This window comes from uncultured Anaerotruncus sp., assembly GCF_902490045.1.
Lineage (GTDB): Bacteria > Bacillota > Clostridia > Oscillospirales > Ruminococcaceae > Anaerotruncus.
This window is the reverse complement of sequence record NZ_CABUCJ010000003.1, coordinates 1-15,292: the sequence shown is the minus strand read 5'-3', so window position 1 is coordinate 15,292 and position 15,292 is coordinate 1. Positions and strand designations below refer to the sequence as shown.

Below are 15,292 nucleotides of genomic sequence, written 5' to 3'. Positions count from 1 at the left end.
GCGCCGGCCCGATAGTAGCAAAAATTGCGAACAGCCAATGGCCGTTTCCACGCAAAGCGCCCTTGCCCGCGTAGGAATGCCCATTGGGCGTCCGCCCTCCATGAAGCAGAAGAAACCATGCTGGGGGGAAGAGATGCTCTTCCCCCCGGCACAGTTGTTCCTTGCAGTTGTTCCGTTCGCGGATCAGAAGAGTTCGGTGAAGACCTCTTCGCCGCCCGACAGCTTGATCATCGCGGCGGACTTGATGGGGTTGTTGAACTCGTCAAACGCATAGGAGCCGGTGACGCCCTCGACCCCGTCGATGCCCTTGATGCCGTCGATCACGGCCTGCTTGTAGTCGTCGGAGCCGGCTTCCAGCCCGGCGGCCTCGGCGGCCTTCAGGCCCTCGACCAGCAGCAGCGCCGCGTCGTAGCCGAGCGGGGCGAACATGTTGGGGATCGCTTCGCTGTACTTGGCCTCGTAGTCGGCCTCGAACTTCTTGACGGCGTCGTTGGAACCGGGCGCGTAGCCGGAGCAGTAGACGGAGCCCTCAAGGTCCTCCGCGGAGGCGTAGTCCTTGACGCTGCCCCAGCCGTCTCCGCCGAGGAAGGTGCTGGTGACGCCGGCCGCGCGGGCCTGGGTGACGATCATGCCGTCATCCTGGTAGTAGTTGGGGGAGAAGACGACGTTGGGATTTTTGGACGCAATGTTGGTCATCTGCGCCTTGAAGTCCACGTCGCCCTTGCTGTAGCCCTCGGCCGCGACGACCTCGACGCCCAGCTCGCCGCACTTCTCGACGAACGCGTCCTTGAGGCCGACCGAGTAGTCGCTGCCCGTCTCAAAGATGACGGCCGCAGTCTTGGCTCCGAGCTTTTCGGAGGCGTACTGCGCCATCTTCTCGCCCTGGAACGGGTCGATGAAGCAGGAGCGGAAGACGTTGGTGCGGATCTCGCTCGCGGGATCCTCGGGATCGATCATCGTGACACCCGCGGCGGTCGCGGAAGCGGTGACCTGCGGCATGTTGACCGGGTAGGTCTCGTCGGCGACGGCGATCGTCGGGCCGGTGAGGACCGAGCCGACCAGCGCGGTGATGCCCTGGTCGAGCAGGCGGTTGAAAGCGGTGACCGCCTCGGTGGCGTCGCCCTTTTCGTCGAGGGCGATGACCTCGATCTGTTTGCCGTTCACGCCGCCGGCCGCGTTGACCTCGTCAAAGTAGAGCATCGCGCCGTTCTTGACCGCGTTGCCGTACATGGCGTTGTCGCCGGTCGTGTTGGCCAGCAGGCCGACCTTGATCGTGTCGCCGGAAGCGGAGGGCGCCGCATCGTCCGCGGGGGCCTCGGCGTTTCCGTCGGCGGGGGCGGACGGGGCCGCCGGGGTGTCGCTGCCGCCGCAGGCGGCCAGCGAGAGCACCATCATGACCGCTAAGGTCAATGCCAGTAACTTTTTCATTTTCTTTCCTCCCAATTCAATTGGTAAAGGGGCCGCGGCCGGTGTCGGCCGCTACCGCTTTAAAGTAACAGATTACTTTTTTCAAGTATATTGCAAATACCCTGTAAAATCCATAGTCTTTTTCGCCAATCCTCAAAAGACAAACACGATTTCTTTTAGGATTATTCATAAAATTTTCGTTGAATTTTTGGTATTTGTTTTAAATCCCAAAAAACATGCCTCGATTTTTGACAAATCGATCAGGGGCGTCGGAAAATTTCACAAGGATTCGGGCGCGTTTTTGAAGAAATTCCGCCCGCAAAACACATCCGTATTCCTGCGGCGTTCATTCCCCCGGTTGGCGGCCCCATCTAAATATGATAGAATAAGAAAGACCTGCTGTCAACCATAGAAATCCATCGGAGGAAATTTCAATATGCTTCATAAACCGACCCTGTGCGCGCTTTTCTGCGCGCTGACGCTCGCCGGCTGCGCGCCCGCCGCCCCCGCACCGCTCGAGGAGCCTGAGGCACCATCGCCCGTTTCCTCCGCGCGGGAGGACGCAGCCCCCGCGCCGTCCGCCGCGCCCGCCTCCCCGCAGGCGGGCGAGCGGGCGCGGGCGCTGCTCGCGGAGATGACCGACGAGGAAAAGGTCGGCCAGCTCTTCCTCGTCTCGCTCCCCGGGACCGCCCTCGACGCGGCCTCCCTTTCCTTCCTCACCGAGGCGAAGATCGGGAACATCATCCTCTTCGGCAATAACTGCGAAAGCGGAGCGCAGATCTCCGCCCTGACGGAATCCATCCAGCGCGCCGTAACCGAAGCGACCGGCGCGCCCGCCCTCATCGCGGTTGACCAGGAGGGCGGGGCGGTCACCCGCATTACCGACGGCGCGACCGTCTACCCCGGCGCGATGGCCTTCTCCGCGTCAGGCGGGGAGCCCACCGCCCTCGACCCCGTGCCCGAGGCGAACGCCCTGCGGATCGAGGGCGAGTTCGTCGGGGAGGAGCTGCGGGCGCTCGGGATCAACTGCAATCTCGCGCCCGTCGCGGATGTGAATACCAATCCGCTGAACCCCGTCATCGGCGTGCGCTCCTACGGCGACGACCCCGGCCGCGTGGCGGGCGCCGCCGCGGCCTACGCGCTCGGGCTTCAGAGCCGCGGGGTGCTGTCGGTCGCCAAGCACTACCCCGGCCACGGAGACACGTCGGTCGACTCCCACTACGGCCTGCCCGTCTCGGACAGGACGCGGGACGAGCTTGCCATGGCCGAGCTGACGCCCTTTTTGACCGCGGGCAGGGCGGGCGTGGCGGGCGTGATGGCCGCGCACATCCTCTATCCGCGGATCGACCCGGACGGGCGGCCCGCGACCCTCTCCCGGGCAGTGCTCACCGATATGCTGCGCAATGGGGAGGGGCTTCCGAACGGCTTCGACGGGCTTATCTTCACCGACTCGGTGCGCATGGGCGCGATCACCTCGCAGTACGGCGTCGGAAACGCGTGCGTGCTGGCGGTCAATGCGGGCGCCGACGTCCTCACGACCGGGACGGGCGGGGACGACGCGGCGGGGCTGCAAATCCAGCGCGCCGCCTATAACGAGGTGCTTGCCGCCGTCAAAAACGGCACGATCACCCGCGAGACGCTCGACGACCGGGCGGGACGCGTCCTGTTCTATAAGGAATTGTACGGGCTCTTCGACGGCGGGCTGCCGCTGGACGCCTTCCACACCCACGAGGAGGAGCACGCCCGCTTCGCGCGGGAGGTCAGCGATAAGAGCATGACGCTGCTGCGCGACCCGCGCGGCCTGCTCCCGCTCGAGCCCCGGGAGGGAGAAGGCCTCCTCGCCGTCTCCCCGCCCCTCCCCCTCTCTGCGGCCCCCGCCGGGACCGACCCAGAGGCCGCCTCCTTCGCCTCCCTCGCGGCGGCCCGGTTTTCCGGCCAGCCGCTGCTCATCGATTCCGTCCCCGACGAAGCGCAGGCCGCGGCCTGCGCCGACGCGGCGGCAAAAGCGGACAGAGTCGTGATCGCGATGACCCGCGCGGAACAGGCCGGGCTCGTGCAGGCGGTCGCGGACGCCAACCCCGAAACCGTCGTGCTGCTGCTCGGAAGCCCCTACCTGGCCGGCCTGCTCCCGCCGGAGGTCTCCGCCGTCTGCGGCTACGAATACACCGCGCTCTCCACCGAAAGCGCCGTCTCCCTGCTCGCGGGCGGGTTTGAACCGCGCGGCGTCCTTCCCGTGAAACTGGATTAGCTGGAAATTGCACATCTGTTTTTCCGGTCCTGCACAGATTCGACAAAATAATTTTGGCTCCTTTGTGTCATTTTTCCTATAGCAAACCCTTCCGGGGATTGACATCCCCCCATGCGGGCTGATAAAATAGAGGATATTGAACGAAGCGGAAAATGCCGCGCGCCGCCCGGCGCCCGCCGCCGGATGCAGGAGCCATCAAATTTTCCTGCAATCCGCGCCGCTTTGTCCGATACACATCTGAATTGGGAGGAAGCAAGAAATGAAATCGATAAAGAAACTGCTCGCCCTCGTCCTCGCCCTCGCGATGACGGCCGCCCTCGCCGCCTGCGGCGGCAGCCCGGCTCCCGCCGAGGCCCCCTCGGACAGCGCGGCCCCCGCCGGAAGCGCCGCCGAGGCGCCGGCCGCCCCGGGCAAGACCTACCTCATCGCCACCGACACGACCTTCGCGCCGTTCGAGTTTCAGGACGCGCAGGGCAACTTCGTCGGCATCGATATGGACCTGCTGAAGGCCATTGCGGAGGACCAGGGCTTCCAGTATGAAATCCAGGTGCTCGGCTTCGACGCGTCGCTCCAGTCGGTGCAGTCGGGCCAGTCGGACGGCATGATCGCCGGCATGAGCATCACCGACGCCCGCAGGGAGGTCTTCGACTTCTCCGACCCCTATTTTGATTCGGGCGTCGTGATGGGCATCAAGGCGGACAACGAGGAGATCAAGGACTACGCCGACCTGGCGGGCAAAAACGTCGCCATCAAAAAGGGCACCGAGGGCGCGGCCTTCGCCGAGAGCATCATGGATGAATACGGCTTCACCGTGACCTACTTCGCCGACTCCTCCAACATGTACGAGGACGTCAAGGCGGGCAACTCGGCCGCCTGCTTTGAGGACTACCCGGTCCTCGGCTACGCGATTTCGCAGGAGATCGGGCTCAAAATCGTCACGGAGATGGAGCGCGGCAATTCCTACGGCTTCGCGGTCAACAAGGGCCAGAACCCCGAGCTGGTCGAGATGTTCAACGCGGGCCTCCAGAACCTGCGCGACAGCGGCAAATACCAGGAGATCCTCGACACCTATATCAAAAAGTAACCTTTTGGCGCGCATCCGTGCGGCGGGGCAGGGCTTGCCCCGCCGCACAGCCGCGTTTTCCCGGCGGTCCGGCTGATCTCCCGCGGCGCGGAGGATGAGCCGAAACGCCGTGTCCACACTTGCCATGAAAGGACGATCGCCGTGCGCTATCTGAAACTGTTGGAAGAGTCGTTCCCCATGCTGGTCAAGGGGCTGGGCGGCACCGTACAGGTGACGGTCATCTCCCTGCTGATCGCCACCCTGCTCGGCCTTGTCTGCTGCCTCCTGCAGATCTCCGGCAAAAAGCCGCTCCAGTGGATTTCCCAGATTTATATCGACGTCATGCGGGGCGTGCCGGTCATGGTGCTCTCCTTCTTCATCTACTTCGGCGTGCCAAACGGCTTTGGCATACGGCTCACCGCCGTGCAGGCGGGCGTCATCACCCTCTCCCTCAACGCGGGCGCCTACCTGTCGGAAATCTTCCGCGGCGGCATCCAGGCGGTGAACGTCGGCCAGATGGAGGCCGCGCGAAGCCTCGGGCTCCCCTACGGGCGCGCGATGCGCAAGGTCATCCTGCCCCAGGCGGTGCGGATCGTCATCCCCTCGATGGTCAACCAGTTCATCATCACCCTCAAGGACACCTCGATCCTCTATGCGATCGGCCTGCCCGAGCTGATGCAGAGCGGCAGCCTGATCGTGGCGCGGACCTTCCGCTCCTTCGAGGTGTGGGCGACCGTGGCGGTGGTCTATTTCATCATCATCTTCATCCTGTCCAAGATTTCCAAGCAGATTGAAAGGAGGCTCCGCAATGGCAAAGGTAAGGGTTAAGGGCCTCCGCAAGAATTTCGGGCCGCTGGAGGTGCTCCGGGGCATCGACCTCGAAGTGCGCGAGGGCGAGGTCGTCTGCATGATCGGGCCGTCCGGCTCGGGCAAATCGACCTTCCTGCGCTGCCTCAACTTCCTAGAGGTGCCCACGGGCGGCGAGGTCGAGGTGGACGGCTTCCTTCTCACCGACGGCAAGGCAGACCTCAACAAAATCCGCGAGAACATCGGCATGGTGTTCCAGCAGTTCAACCTCTTCCCCCACCTGACGGTGACCGGGAACATCACGATGGCCCCGCTCGACCGCAAAAAGCTCGACAGGCCCGCCGCGGAAAAGAAGGCGCGCGAGCTGCTCGAGCGGGTGGGCCTCGCGGACAAGGCGGACGTCTACCCGGCGCAGCTTTCGGGCGGGCAGCAGCAGCGGGTGGCGATCGCCCGCGCGTTGGCGATGGACCCGGACATCATGCTCTTCGACGAGCCGACCTCCGCGCTCGACCCCGAGATGGTCGGCGAGGTGCTGGCGGTCATGCGCCAGCTGGCCGACGCGGGCATGACGATGGTGGTCGTCACCCACGAGATGGGCTTTGCCCGCGAGGTCGCCGACCGGGTGATCTTCATGGACGGCGGCGTGATCGTCGAGCAGGGCACCCCCGAGGAGATTTTCGGCCATCCGCGCGAGCAGCGCACGATCGATTTCCTCAATAAGGTATTGTAGTTCTCGCCCCTCTCCAAAAGTTTTGCCCGCCTTTTCAAAGGCGGCGTCTCTATCCTGAGAAGTGCTTTGTTTGGTTCTTTTCCCAAGAAAAAAGAACGGGACCGGTACCCAACGGGTACCGGCCCTTCTTGTTTTTCCCGCTATTCCCCGGGGCGCATCGCCCTCATGAATGCGCCGATGAGCTTGTCGCACATCGCCTCCATGCTGTAGGCGCCGTCCCGCAGGCACCAGTCGTAGATGAGCCCGCGCAGCTGGATGTCGAGCATCTGGGAAAGCTCGGTGCAGGCGATCGCGCCGGTGATCTCCCTCCGCTCCTGCCCCTCGTGGACATACTGGTTGAGCAGCTTGACATACCGGCGGCTTTCGCTCGTCAGGAACTTCGGTCCCCGCGTCACGAGCTGGGTCGAATAGATCTCGGTGATGATCTGACGGCTGAGCTTGAGCTCCATGTTCTTGCAGACGAACCGGCAGAGCGCCACGATCCGGTCGGCGCGCGGCATGTCGGGCGGGCACTGGGCCGCCCACGCGTCATAGTCGTTGTCGAACTTGTCGGGCAGCGCCGAAAGCAGCTCATCCTTCGCGGAAAAATAGTGGTAGAACGCGCCCTTGGAGGTGCCGGTCGCGGCGATGATCTCGTCGACCGACACGTTTTCATAGCCCTTCTCGTCGAAGAGCCGCCACGCTGCCTCCGCGATGCGTTCCCGGACTCCCGTCTTTGCCATCGGCCTTCCCTCCCCGTCTGGTTTTATTTTATACCAACCGCTCCCCGCGCGCAAGGGGGGAAACCCCGCGGCTGAAAAGACGCGCGCCCCCTTCGCGGGGGGCGCGCGGCGGATCGCTATTTTCTGCGGCAGGCCCTGCGTTCCCGCAGGATGCGCAGCTGGTCGTCGAGATAGACCTGCGGCACCGACTTGATGTCGAAGTGGACGAGGTCGAAGGTGAGGTTCATGAGCGGCCCGGTGACGAGCGCCACGATGACGGTGGCGGCTCCGAACCGCCCGCCGAGCAGGGTTCCCGCCAAAATGGCGGCGAGCTCGAGTCCGCTCTTGGTAAACCGCACCGACCAGCCCGTCCGGCGGACGATGCCGATCATGAGTCCCTCGCGCGGGCCCGCCCCCAGCCCCGCCCCCACATAGAAGTAGGTGGCGACGTTGAGCACCATCAGCCCGCAGGCCACCATCAGCAGCTTCTGCGGGAGGTTCCGGGCCGCGGGGATCAGATGGTACGCCTGAATGACGTCGACGATCGGGCCGGTGATGACCAGGTCGAGGATGTTTCCCAGCCCAATGCGGATGCCCATCCGCCAGTTGACCGCCAGCAGCACGACCGAGACGCCCAGCACCGCGGCCCCCAGCGAGACGCCCAGCGTGTGGGAGATGCCGTCGCTCAGGACGTCCCACGGGGCCATGCCGATGCCCGACTGCGCGAACACGACGATGCCCACCGCGTAGAGCAGCAGTCCCACAAGCAGCTTGGACATGGATTTTACCGTGATATTGATGTTGTCAGCCTCCCTCTCTCCGGAAGTTCTGGTACGCGCGGGAGGTTCAGATCTTTTTCTTCTTCCTGTAGATCAGGATGCCGACGGCGACCACCAGCACGACGTTCAGCAGCATCTGCAGCGGCAGCGGGATGAACATCGACCCCACCGTCAGGATGAGCAGCGCGGAGATGACGCCGAAGGCGCCCAGGTCGGGGCGCTTGAGCATGAAGTTGGTGAACATGATCGCGAAGATCGAGGCGGGCACATACTTGAACGCGTCCTTGACCGGCGCGGGCAGCGCGCCGAGCAGCAGGGTGCCGCCGATCGCGCCGAGGGTGACGAAGATCAGGTTGGTGACGATCGAACCCGCAATGCCGATCGTCGCCATGAGTTCGCCCTCCTTGGTGCCCGGCTTCACGCCGGTGACCTCCTGCGCGACCATCGCGCAGGGCAGGCGCATGTTGCTGATGTTTCCGCTCAAAAAGGCCATGTAGCTGCCCGCCGCGCCGAGCACGCCGTAGTAGGAGATCGGCTCGACCACCATCCAGGCGAACCCGGAGGAGACGACGAGCGTAAAGATAATCGCGATCTCGGCGGGGGTAGGCACGACGCCGTACACCAGCCAGAGGGTGAACGCGGGCACGAACGCCAGCACGAAGCCGATGATCAGCGTGACGCTCCCGATGCGGATGGAGGGCTTTCCGAACTCCCTCGTGAACTGGTCGTCCGACATGCCCTTGAAATTCGATTCAGTCACTGCACTTTTCATCTCCTCAACCTCCAATCAGCCAGGCGCATACCGGCGCGCAGACAATTCCCACGATCATGGCGATGCCCATGTGGTACTCCCGCAGCCAGGGCAGCTTTTTCACCGTCCTGGAGAGCCCCACCATACAGAGCGACGCGCTCACGCAGGCGACGATCATCGGCAGCCCGGTCAGGCAGTTTTCCATCGTCATGTAGGACATGATGCCCAGCATGCTGGCCGTGCTGATGAGGGTCATGAGGTTTTTGTCGTATTTTTCAACCTTGACCTGCACCTTGTTCATCTGCGGGATGAAGACCAGCACGACGATCCACGCCACCGAGAAGAGGCTCATCCCCCACAGGGCGGCGGCATAGGCGCGGACGCCGAAGTCGGCGGCGCCCAGCGCGCTGCCGACGGCCTGCGCGCCGAGGCCGGCATTGATCATTTCGCCCGCGGCGGCGCCCATCACGGACAGCCGCATCCACGAGACGGGCGACCCGACGGCGGACATGAGTCCCACCATCATGATGAAGACCGCGACGGACGGCCCGATGGCCGAGATCATTCCGCTGCGGAAGGCTTTGATGCAGTCGCTTTTGGGAATTCCCATCTTGATGGCGGTGGCAAACGCGCGGCGGGTATACAGGACCGCCTGGCAGAGCACCAGCAGCACCAGCGGGAAGCAGGAAAACCACATGATCGGGCTGTTTGCTATCGACAGATAATCGCTCATTTTTACCGCTCCTCAATTCTTTTGATCCGCAAAAACACCTCTGGCAGCCGTTTTTACCGTGACCGGCCGCCGGTTCACCGCCTCCTTTTGATTGCCGAACAGCAAAACCAAACCATTCCCCGCTACTAGTACAGACTATAGTTTGTTTTGCTTTAACGAGTTAAATCATAGCGAATTTAAAGCGATTTGTCAAGAGCCCGCCGTGTTTTTCCGCAAAATTCGCGCCCCACCTTGACTTTTGCGCCCGGGATTCCTATAATGGACATCAATAAGCCCCCTTGGGGCAGCCGAACAACAAAGCCGGACAGGAATCCTCCGCATGGGCCGCACGGCCGATGCGTATTCCGTTTGGGCTTTTTTCTTTTCCCCGCCGGTGCGCGACAAAACAGAAAGAAGGATATTCATGCTGGTACTGAAAAACTGCCGTCTGATCCCGGCGCTCACCGAAGGCTTCGACCTGCCCTCCGCCGATCTCGTCCTAGACGGGGAACTCATCGCGGACATCCGCCCGGCGGGCGGGAGCTACGAGGACGTCCCCGTCCTCGACATGGCGGGCAAAACCGTCCTGCCCGGCCTTTTTGACCTGCACACCCATCTGCACTCCCTCTCGGGCAACCTGATGGAGAACCAGCTCAAGGACTTCGGCACCTCCTGCTTCGACACCTGCGAATACGCCAACACCTATCTCAAGCTCGGCTATACCACCGTGCGCGACATGGGCAGCAACAGCCGCTGCGCCATCGCAGTGCGCAACGCGGTGCAGAAGGGCCAGATCACCGGTCCGCGCATCTACAGCGCGGGGCTGATGATCTCCCCCAAGGACGCGGGCAACGACGCCTTCAGCCTCATGTACAACGAGGCGGACGGGCGTGAGGCGGTCATCGGCGCGGTGCGCGAGGAGATCGCGCACGGGTGCGACTTCGTCAAATACATGGTGTCGGGCGCCTTCCTCAACGAGGGCAGCGTGCCGGGCAACCTGATCACGACGGAGGAGGAGCTGCGCGCGGTGGTCGACACCGCGGCGGCCCGCGACAAATACGTGGCCGTCCACTGCCACGGCACCGAGGGCATCAAAATGAGCGTCCGCGCGGGCGTGCACACGATCGAGCACGCCACCCTCATCGACGAGGAGGGCGTGGGAATGCTCGCCGGATCGAAGGACACCTTCCTCGTCCCGACGATCGGCATCTTCCAGTTCCTCATCGACCTGAGCAAAGCCGACTCGAACGACTGGCGCGCCGTCAAGGCCAAAACCTACCTCCCCCTGCTTCAGCAGAGCCTGCGGGCCGCCTACAAGGCGGGGCTCAAGTTCGGCTGGGGCACCGACCTGGACATGGGCTCCTACGTGGAAAACCCCGCGCAGGAATTCCTGGTCCGCCGCGACCTGATCGGCATCTCCAACATCGACCTGCTGCGCCAGGCCACGATCAACAGCGCCGAGATCATCGGCGCCGCCGACATGACCGGTTCGGTCAAGGCGGGCAAATATGCCGACCTCGTGGTCGTCGATGGCAACCCGGACGAGGACATCTCCGTCATGGGCAAGCCCCGCGCGCATGTCTTCAAGGGCGGCGTCCACGTCGCCGGCTGAGGACCTCCCGGAAAAAAGCTGCAAAAAGGGCCCCGGTGCTTGCGCACCGGGGCCCTTTCATCACGTTATTGCTGCGCCGGGCTCACGCCGCGGCAATCGCCGGCATTTTCGCGCCGAGCATCCCCATCAGCAGGTCCACGCAGGCGGTCAGCGAAAAGACAAAATCCACGCCGTAGGAGGGGGCGAGCCGGGAGTACTGCTCGTGCAGCTCGTTGATCTGCTCGTAAAGCGCGGTGCTGTGGTCGATTTCCGCCGCGTTGGAGATGAGGTCGACCGCGTGCAGCATGCCGCGGCGTCGGTAGCCGTAGAACTGCATGAGGACCTCATATTTGAAGTGGCCGGCCTTGCTGCCGTCGAACTGTTCGGAATGGGCATAGCAGAAGAAGTCGGACATGAAGTGGCAGAGGATGCCCAGCTGCTTGCTGTATTCCTCCACCGACATGTCGTCGCCTTCCTTTGCCAGGTGTTCCGCGCGCGCCATCACAAGATCGTAGATGTCCTTTTTAAAATGCGAGAGCTTCAGCAGGCTCGGCGCAAGATCGGGCAGGACGTTCCACCTCACAAAGCTCCCCTTGTCGAGCTCAACCCCGAGGTTTTCGGTGAAGTAGGTGTAGAGGTACCTGCCCATCGTGATGTGCGAAAATAGGTTCATTGGAAACACCGCTTTCTGGTTATTGGGCCCGGGGGCCCTTTCTCTGCCGGGCGTCAAGGCGCGCCGCGCTGCGGGTTTGGTCCTGGCGGCGACCCGCGCCACCGCTCGGGCAGCATCGCCCGGAAGGAGCGCGCGAAGCCGTAATGGCCGCGTCTGTAACAGATGCGCAGCGCAATCCAGGCCGTCGCGAAGTAGAGCAGCAGGTTCACATAGGAGAGCGCGGCGACAACCGTGTCGTAGCGGGCGATCCACCCGGCCTGCTTGTCAGCCGCGAAGATCTGCTGCAATACCAGGAACTGGTTGAGGAACACCATGACCGCCAGCGCGCCGAACGCGGCGAACATCCCGCGGCTGCGGTGCCGCGCCGCCGCAATGAGCGCCATCGCGAGCACGGGGATCTGGTAGCGCTCGTGCATGCGGGTCGTGAACATGAAGACGGTCTGCATGAAGAGGAACCCCATCAGCCAGACGCTCTTTTCGGTGGCCGTGAACCACACGGCCGCGAGCAGCGCCAGGGCCGCGAGCAAAAGCAGGGTCGAAAAGTGGTCCGCCTGGATAAGGCCGAGGATTTTCGCGCTGAAATGCTTGTAGTTGAGCCCCGCCGACGCGTAAAAGTTGAAGGCGTTGAGGCTGGCTCCCTGGTACTGGCCGAAGCCGCCGAAATAGATTTCCAGCGGCAGCGCCCAGCCCGAACGCGCCATGAAGGGCAAAAACACTGCGAACACGGCGCCCGCTCCCGCCGAAACGGTCTGCAAAATCCGCCTGGGCGGATAGGAGGTGAGCAGCGCGACCGCGTAGACGGGCGCGAAGTAGAGGGACTGGAACTTCATCAGGCAGGCAAGCGCCATGACGACGCCCGACCAGACGGGCCTACCCTCCTCGAGCAGCAGAAAGGCGAGCACCACCAAAAAAATCATGATGCTGTCGGTCTGTCCCCAGTAGGAGGAGTTGAGGATCCCGGCGGGGTTGACCGCCCAGATCGCCGCGCCGGCCAGGCCCGCGAGCGGTCCCTCCCGCCGCAGCACGCGGTAGATGAGCGGGATGCCCGCGAGGTCGAACAGCACCTGCCAGCCCTTGAGGGCGAGCATCATATAGGGGTCGAAGGCGCGCACCGCGCCGATCCCGAGCAGCTTCCCCGTCAGGAAGAGGGGGAAGAGGAAGAGGGGCGGATAGTCTAGGTTCCCTATATTGTTATAAGCGCCGAAGAAGTCGTTTGCCACTCCGGTCGACCAGTCCACATAGAAGCTCAGGTCAAAATAGTGCACGGTGATATAGGCGATCATCAGCCGCGCCAGCGCCGCGAACACCACCAGCACGGTCAAAAACCAGCGAATCTGCCCGCGTGAGGGAGAAAAGGAAGCGTCCAGTCTTTTTCCATTCATCAGTTTACTTCCATTGCAATCAAAATTTTATCATATCGCGCCAAAACTGTCTGTTGAAGGTGTGAAAATTTTGTAAACTTTCAACATTTCTGTCGTTTTGCACAATTTCGCTACGCATAATAGCAATCCGTTAGGAAGTTTTTTTCCTTCTCCCCCGACAGCCCCTTGAGCTCCACCCGCGAAAAGGATCCGTTTTCCCGCAGCGCCTGCGCGAACGCCCCGGCGGATTTCTCGTCCGGGGCCGTGCAGGAGACGGTCAGCACCCGCCCGCCCGCGTCGCAGTCGAAATCCACGATCGCCACGCCCGCGCCCTCCGCCGCGTCGAGCAGCGCGGAAAACTGGGAGAGGTGCCAGCGCGGGGAGACCTCCATGTTGGTCACGACCCCCGCCATCGAGTTGATATACTTCATGAGCAGCTCGGATTTCTCCGGGTCGCCCAAAATCTGCGAAAGCCGCCCCTCCTCGCCTGGCGCTGCGATTGCCGCGACCAGGCTGCTGCGCATGAGCTCCCCGCGCACATCCGCCGCGCGGGAGGCGAGCAGCATCCCGGCGGCCACGACGGCCGCCAGCGCAGCGACAGCCACCACCGCCGCCGCGGCACGGCTCCGCCCGCCGCCCAGCACGCGGGAAAGCCTGTGCACGACCTTCTCTTTACTCAGCATACGTCTCCCCCGCCACTCCGAGATATTCCTCCAGCGAGACGCCGCGTTCGGTGATCTCCCGGGCCGCGCGCCTTCCCACATACCGGAAATGCCAAGGCTCATAGGTGATCCCGGTGATCTCCGTCTTGTCCTCCGGATAGCGCAGGATGAACCCGTACTCGGGCGCGTGCCCAGCGAGCCACCCTGCGGCCTGCGTTTCGGCAAAGCCGTGGTTGAGCATCTGGTAGCCGGGGGTCACGATGTCAGCCGCCAGACCCGTCTCATGCTCGCTTGTGCCGGGAGGCGCGATCCATTGGGAGGTCACCTCGACCGCCTCCTCTTCGCTCAGGCCCAGTGAGATGTACTCCTGCACCTTGTTGTTGAAATTCTGCCGCTGGCGCTCGGTCCCGCGGTAGGCGGAGACGACCATCAGGTCGACCCCCTGCGCGGCCGCGTCGTAGAGCATCCACAGCATCGAGCCCGCCGCGTCCGCGTCCATCTGGTAAGCGCCGCTCACCGGGTAGAGCTCGGGCGTGTAGCCGTCCGGGACGGGATTTTCCGCGTTCACAAGCAGCAGGTTTTCCAGTTCGCCCACCTCTTCGCGGGGGATCATCGCGGGTTCCGGCATAGCGCCCTCCTCTTCCGGAGCGGATGAAACGCTCTCTTCAGGCGCGGGACCGCGCGCGGTGCAGCCGCCCAGAATCAGCAGCGCCGCCAGCAAAAGCGCCGTCCCGGCTTTCCATAATCGTTTCATTCTATGCCTCCCATGCCTGTTCGTATGTTCCGGCGCCGCCTCACGGCGCGTCCGCGCCCCGCCTGACCCTAAGGCTTTGAAGGGGTCCGGGGGGAACTTTTTCAAAAGCTCCTCCCGCCCGTATCCCGCCGCACCGCACGGGGCGCGCCTGTGACAGGCATCCGCGGCCCGCCTGAACCCAAAGTTTTGAAGGGGTCCGGGGGAAACTTTTTCAAAAGCTCCCCCCGCCCATATCCCGCCGCACCGCACGGGGCGCGCCTGCATCGGACATCCGCGGCCCGCCTGAACTTAAAGTTTTGAAGGGGCCCAGGGGAAACTTTTTCAAAAGTTTCCCCTGGTAGTATCTGCCGCGTCCGTCTCAAATATCCCCAGCCTCATAGAGAATCGCGGTGATGGCGGCGAGCGGCGCGGTTTCGCAGCGCAGGATGCGGCTGCCGAGCGAAAGGGTGAGCAGGCCGTTTTCGGCGGCATACGCCGCCTCGGACGGCTCGAAGCCGCCCTCGCTGCCGACCATGACGGCGGCCTCTCTGCCGAGCCGGCGGGAGAGCGCGCTTTTCAGGCTCTTGTCGGCGTTCTCATAAAAAAAGATGCCCAGCGGCGCTTCCTTCATGCGCGCGACCGCCTCCTCAAAGCCGATGAGCGGTTCGACGGGCGGCACCCTGCCGCGTCCGCACTGCTTGGCTGCCTCGAGCGCGATGCGGTTGAGGCGTTCGAGCTTCTTTCCCATCGATTTTTCGTCGGGGCGGGAGACGCACCGGCGGGTCAGCACGGGCACAATCCGCCCGACACCGAGCTCGACCGCCTTCTGCACGATCAATTCGAGCTTGTCCCCCTTGGGCAGCGCCTGGTAGAGGGTGATCTCCACTCCCGGCTCCCCGGCCGAGGGGGCGACCGCCTCTACCCGCAGGTCCACCCGCCCGGGGGCGACCGCCTCGATGACGCACTGGTAGTCGTGCCCGGCGCTGTCGCAGACGGTGAGCGGCTCGCCCGGCCTCATGCGCAGGGAGAGCGCGATGTGGCGCGCGTCCTCGCCGGTGATGACGCGCGCCACAT

At 63.6% G+C, this 15,292-nt stretch carries 15 protein-coding genes; 5 read left to right on the top strand and 10 right to left on the bottom strand.

Features of this window, described 5'->3' with window-relative positions:
* Window positions 1-183: 183 nt before the first annotated feature.
* Window positions 184-1,428: an ABC transporter substrate-binding protein gene (locus RDM88_RS00670; protein ID WP_308752197.1), complete on the bottom strand. Its 1,245-nt coding sequence runs from the start codon at window positions 1,426-1,428 to the stop codon at window positions 184-186.
* Between the two features lie 415 nt (window positions 1,429-1,843).
* Between RDM88_RS00670 and RDM88_RS00665 the strand changes: the two genes are divergently transcribed.
* The 4 genes from RDM88_RS00665 (at window position 1,844) to RDM88_RS00650 (ending at window position 6,255) form a co-directional block, all read left to right on the top strand.
* Window positions 1,844-3,655 (top strand): glycoside hydrolase family 3 N-terminal domain-containing protein, encoded by a 1,812-nt coding sequence (locus RDM88_RS00665; protein WP_308752195.1) that lies wholly within the window; start codon window positions 1,844-1,846, stop codon window positions 3,653-3,655.
* A gap of 259 nt (window positions 3,656-3,914) precedes the next feature.
* Complete coding sequence (locus tag RDM88_RS00660; RefSeq protein WP_308752193.1) at window positions 3,915-4,739, top strand: transporter substrate-binding domain-containing protein; 825 nt, start codon at window positions 3,915-3,917, stop codon at window positions 4,737-4,739.
* Window positions 4,740-4,880: 141 nt separating this feature from the next.
* Complete coding sequence (locus RDM88_RS00655) at window positions 4,881-5,546, top strand: amino acid ABC transporter permease (RefSeq protein WP_308752190.1); 666 nt, start codon at window positions 4,881-4,883, stop codon at window positions 5,544-5,546.
* The gene (locus RDM88_RS00650; RefSeq protein ID WP_308752188.1) at window positions 5,527-6,255 is read left to right on the top strand and encodes an amino acid ABC transporter ATP-binding protein; all 729 of its coding nucleotides are present in this window, start codon (window positions 5,527-5,529) and stop codon (window positions 6,253-6,255) included. Before RDM88_RS00655 ends, RDM88_RS00650 begins: the two co-directional genes overlap by 20 nt.
* Before the next feature lie 140 nt (window positions 6,256-6,395).
* Here the strand turns inward: RDM88_RS00650 and RDM88_RS00645 are convergent, their stop codons facing one another.
* The 4 genes from RDM88_RS00645 to RDM88_RS00630 form a co-directional block, all read right to left on the bottom strand.
* The gene (locus RDM88_RS00645) at window positions 6,396-6,977 is read right to left on the bottom strand and encodes a TetR/AcrR family transcriptional regulator (protein WP_308752185.1); all 582 of its coding nucleotides are present in this window, start codon (window positions 6,975-6,977) and stop codon (window positions 6,396-6,398) included.
* A 116-nt stretch (window positions 6,978-7,093) separates the two neighbouring features.
* The gene (locus tag RDM88_RS00640; RefSeq protein WP_308752183.1) at window positions 7,094-7,735 is read right to left on the bottom strand and encodes a hypothetical protein; all 642 of its coding nucleotides are present in this window, start codon (window positions 7,733-7,735) and stop codon (window positions 7,094-7,096) included.
* Between the two features lie 67 nt (window positions 7,736-7,802).
* Window positions 7,803-8,507 carry a hypothetical protein gene (locus tag RDM88_RS00635; RefSeq protein WP_308752181.1) on the bottom strand — a complete coding sequence of 235 codons (705 nt, stop codon included), beginning with the start codon at window positions 8,505-8,507 and terminating at the stop codon, window positions 7,803-7,805.
* Window positions 8,508-8,511: 4 nt separating this feature from the next.
* The gene (locus tag RDM88_RS00630; protein ID WP_308752179.1) at window positions 8,512-9,219 is read right to left on the bottom strand and encodes a DUF5058 family protein; all 708 of its coding nucleotides are present in this window, start codon (window positions 9,217-9,219) and stop codon (window positions 8,512-8,514) included.
* A 403-nt stretch (window positions 9,220-9,622) separates the two neighbouring features.
* On the opposite strand from RDM88_RS00630, the gene RDM88_RS00625 reads away from it, so the two are divergent.
* Window positions 9,623-10,810, top strand: coding sequence for an amidohydrolase family protein (locus RDM88_RS00625; RefSeq protein WP_308752178.1), 1,188 nt, complete (start codon window positions 9,623-9,625; stop codon window positions 10,808-10,810).
* Window positions 10,811-10,892: 82 nt separating this feature from the next.
* Here RDM88_RS00625 and RDM88_RS00620 read toward each other — a convergent pair whose 3' ends face one another.
* The 5 genes from RDM88_RS00620 to RDM88_RS00600 all read right to left on the bottom strand — a co-directional run bounded on the left by RDM88_RS00620 (window position 10,893) and on the right by RDM88_RS00600 (window position 15,290).
* Entirely contained in the window at window positions 10,893-11,462 is a 570-nt protein-coding gene (locus RDM88_RS00620) for a zinc dependent phospholipase C family protein (RefSeq protein ID WP_308752169.1), read from the bottom strand.
* Between the two features lie 53 nt (window positions 11,463-11,515).
* Window positions 11,516-12,844 (bottom strand): glycosyltransferase 87 family protein, encoded by a 1,329-nt coding sequence (locus RDM88_RS00615; protein WP_308752166.1) that lies wholly within the window; start codon window positions 12,842-12,844, stop codon window positions 11,516-11,518.
* 110 nt (window positions 12,845-12,954) lie between these two features.
* Window positions 12,955-13,506, bottom strand: a complete 552-nt coding sequence (locus RDM88_RS00610; protein ID WP_308752164.1) for a hypothetical protein — start codon at window positions 13,504-13,506, stop codon at window positions 12,955-12,957.
* Window positions 13,496-14,239, bottom strand: coding sequence for a M15 family metallopeptidase (locus tag RDM88_RS00605; RefSeq protein WP_308752162.1), 744 nt, complete (start codon window positions 14,237-14,239; stop codon window positions 13,496-13,498). Before RDM88_RS00605 ends, RDM88_RS00610 begins: the two co-directional genes overlap by 11 nt.
* Window positions 14,240-14,597: 358 nt before the next feature.
* Entirely contained in the window at window positions 14,598-15,290 is a 693-nt protein-coding gene (locus tag RDM88_RS00600) for an RsmE family RNA methyltransferase (protein WP_308752160.1), read from the bottom strand.
* Window positions 15,291-15,292: the final 2 nt, after the last annotated feature.

What these genes read in the sequence shown, in the direction of transcription:
- RDM88_RS00620 (WP_308752169.1), bottom strand. Translation starts at nt 11,462, where the DNA reads ATGAACCTATTTTCGCACATCACGATGGGCAGGTACCTCTACACCTAC.
- RDM88_RS00650 (WP_308752188.1), top strand. Translation starts at nt 5,527, where the DNA reads ATGGCAAAGGTAAGGGTTAAGGGCCTCCGCAAGAATTTCGGGCCGCTG.
- RDM88_RS00615 (WP_308752166.1), bottom strand. Translation starts at nt 12,844, where the DNA reads ATGAATGGAAAAAGACTGGACGCTTCCTTTTCTCCCTCACGCGGGCAG.
- RDM88_RS00670 (WP_308752197.1), bottom strand. Translation starts at nt 1,428, where the DNA reads ATGAAAAAGTTACTGGCATTGACCTTAGCGGTCATGATGGTGCTCTCG.
- RDM88_RS00635 (WP_308752181.1), bottom strand. Translation starts at nt 8,507, where the DNA reads ATGAAAAGTGCAGTGACTGAATCGAATTTCAAGGGCATGTCGGACGAC.
- RDM88_RS00640 (WP_308752183.1), bottom strand. Translation starts at nt 7,735, where the DNA reads ATGTCCAAGCTGCTTGTGGGACTGCTGCTCTACGCGGTGGGCATCGTC.
- RDM88_RS00625 (WP_308752178.1), top strand. Translation starts at nt 9,623, where the DNA reads ATGCTGGTACTGAAAAACTGCCGTCTGATCCCGGCGCTCACCGAAGGC.
- RDM88_RS00610 (WP_308752164.1), bottom strand. Translation starts at nt 13,506, where the DNA reads ATGCTGAGTAAAGAGAAGGTCGTGCACAGGCTTTCCCGCGTGCTGGGC.
- RDM88_RS00645 (WP_308752185.1), bottom strand. Translation starts at nt 6,977, where the DNA reads ATGGCAAAGACGGGAGTCCGGGAACGCATCGCGGAGGCAGCGTGGCGG.
- RDM88_RS00660 (WP_308752193.1), top strand. Translation starts at nt 3,915, where the DNA reads ATGAAATCGATAAAGAAACTGCTCGCCCTCGTCCTCGCCCTCGCGATG.
- RDM88_RS00665 (WP_308752195.1), top strand. Translation starts at nt 1,844, where the DNA reads ATGCTTCATAAACCGACCCTGTGCGCGCTTTTCTGCGCGCTGACGCTC.
- RDM88_RS00605 (WP_308752162.1), bottom strand. Translation starts at nt 14,239, where the DNA reads ATGAAACGATTATGGAAAGCCGGGACGGCGCTTTTGCTGGCGGCGCTG.
- RDM88_RS00630 (WP_308752179.1), bottom strand. Translation starts at nt 9,219, where the DNA reads ATGAGCGATTATCTGTCGATAGCAAACAGCCCGATCATGTGGTTTTCC.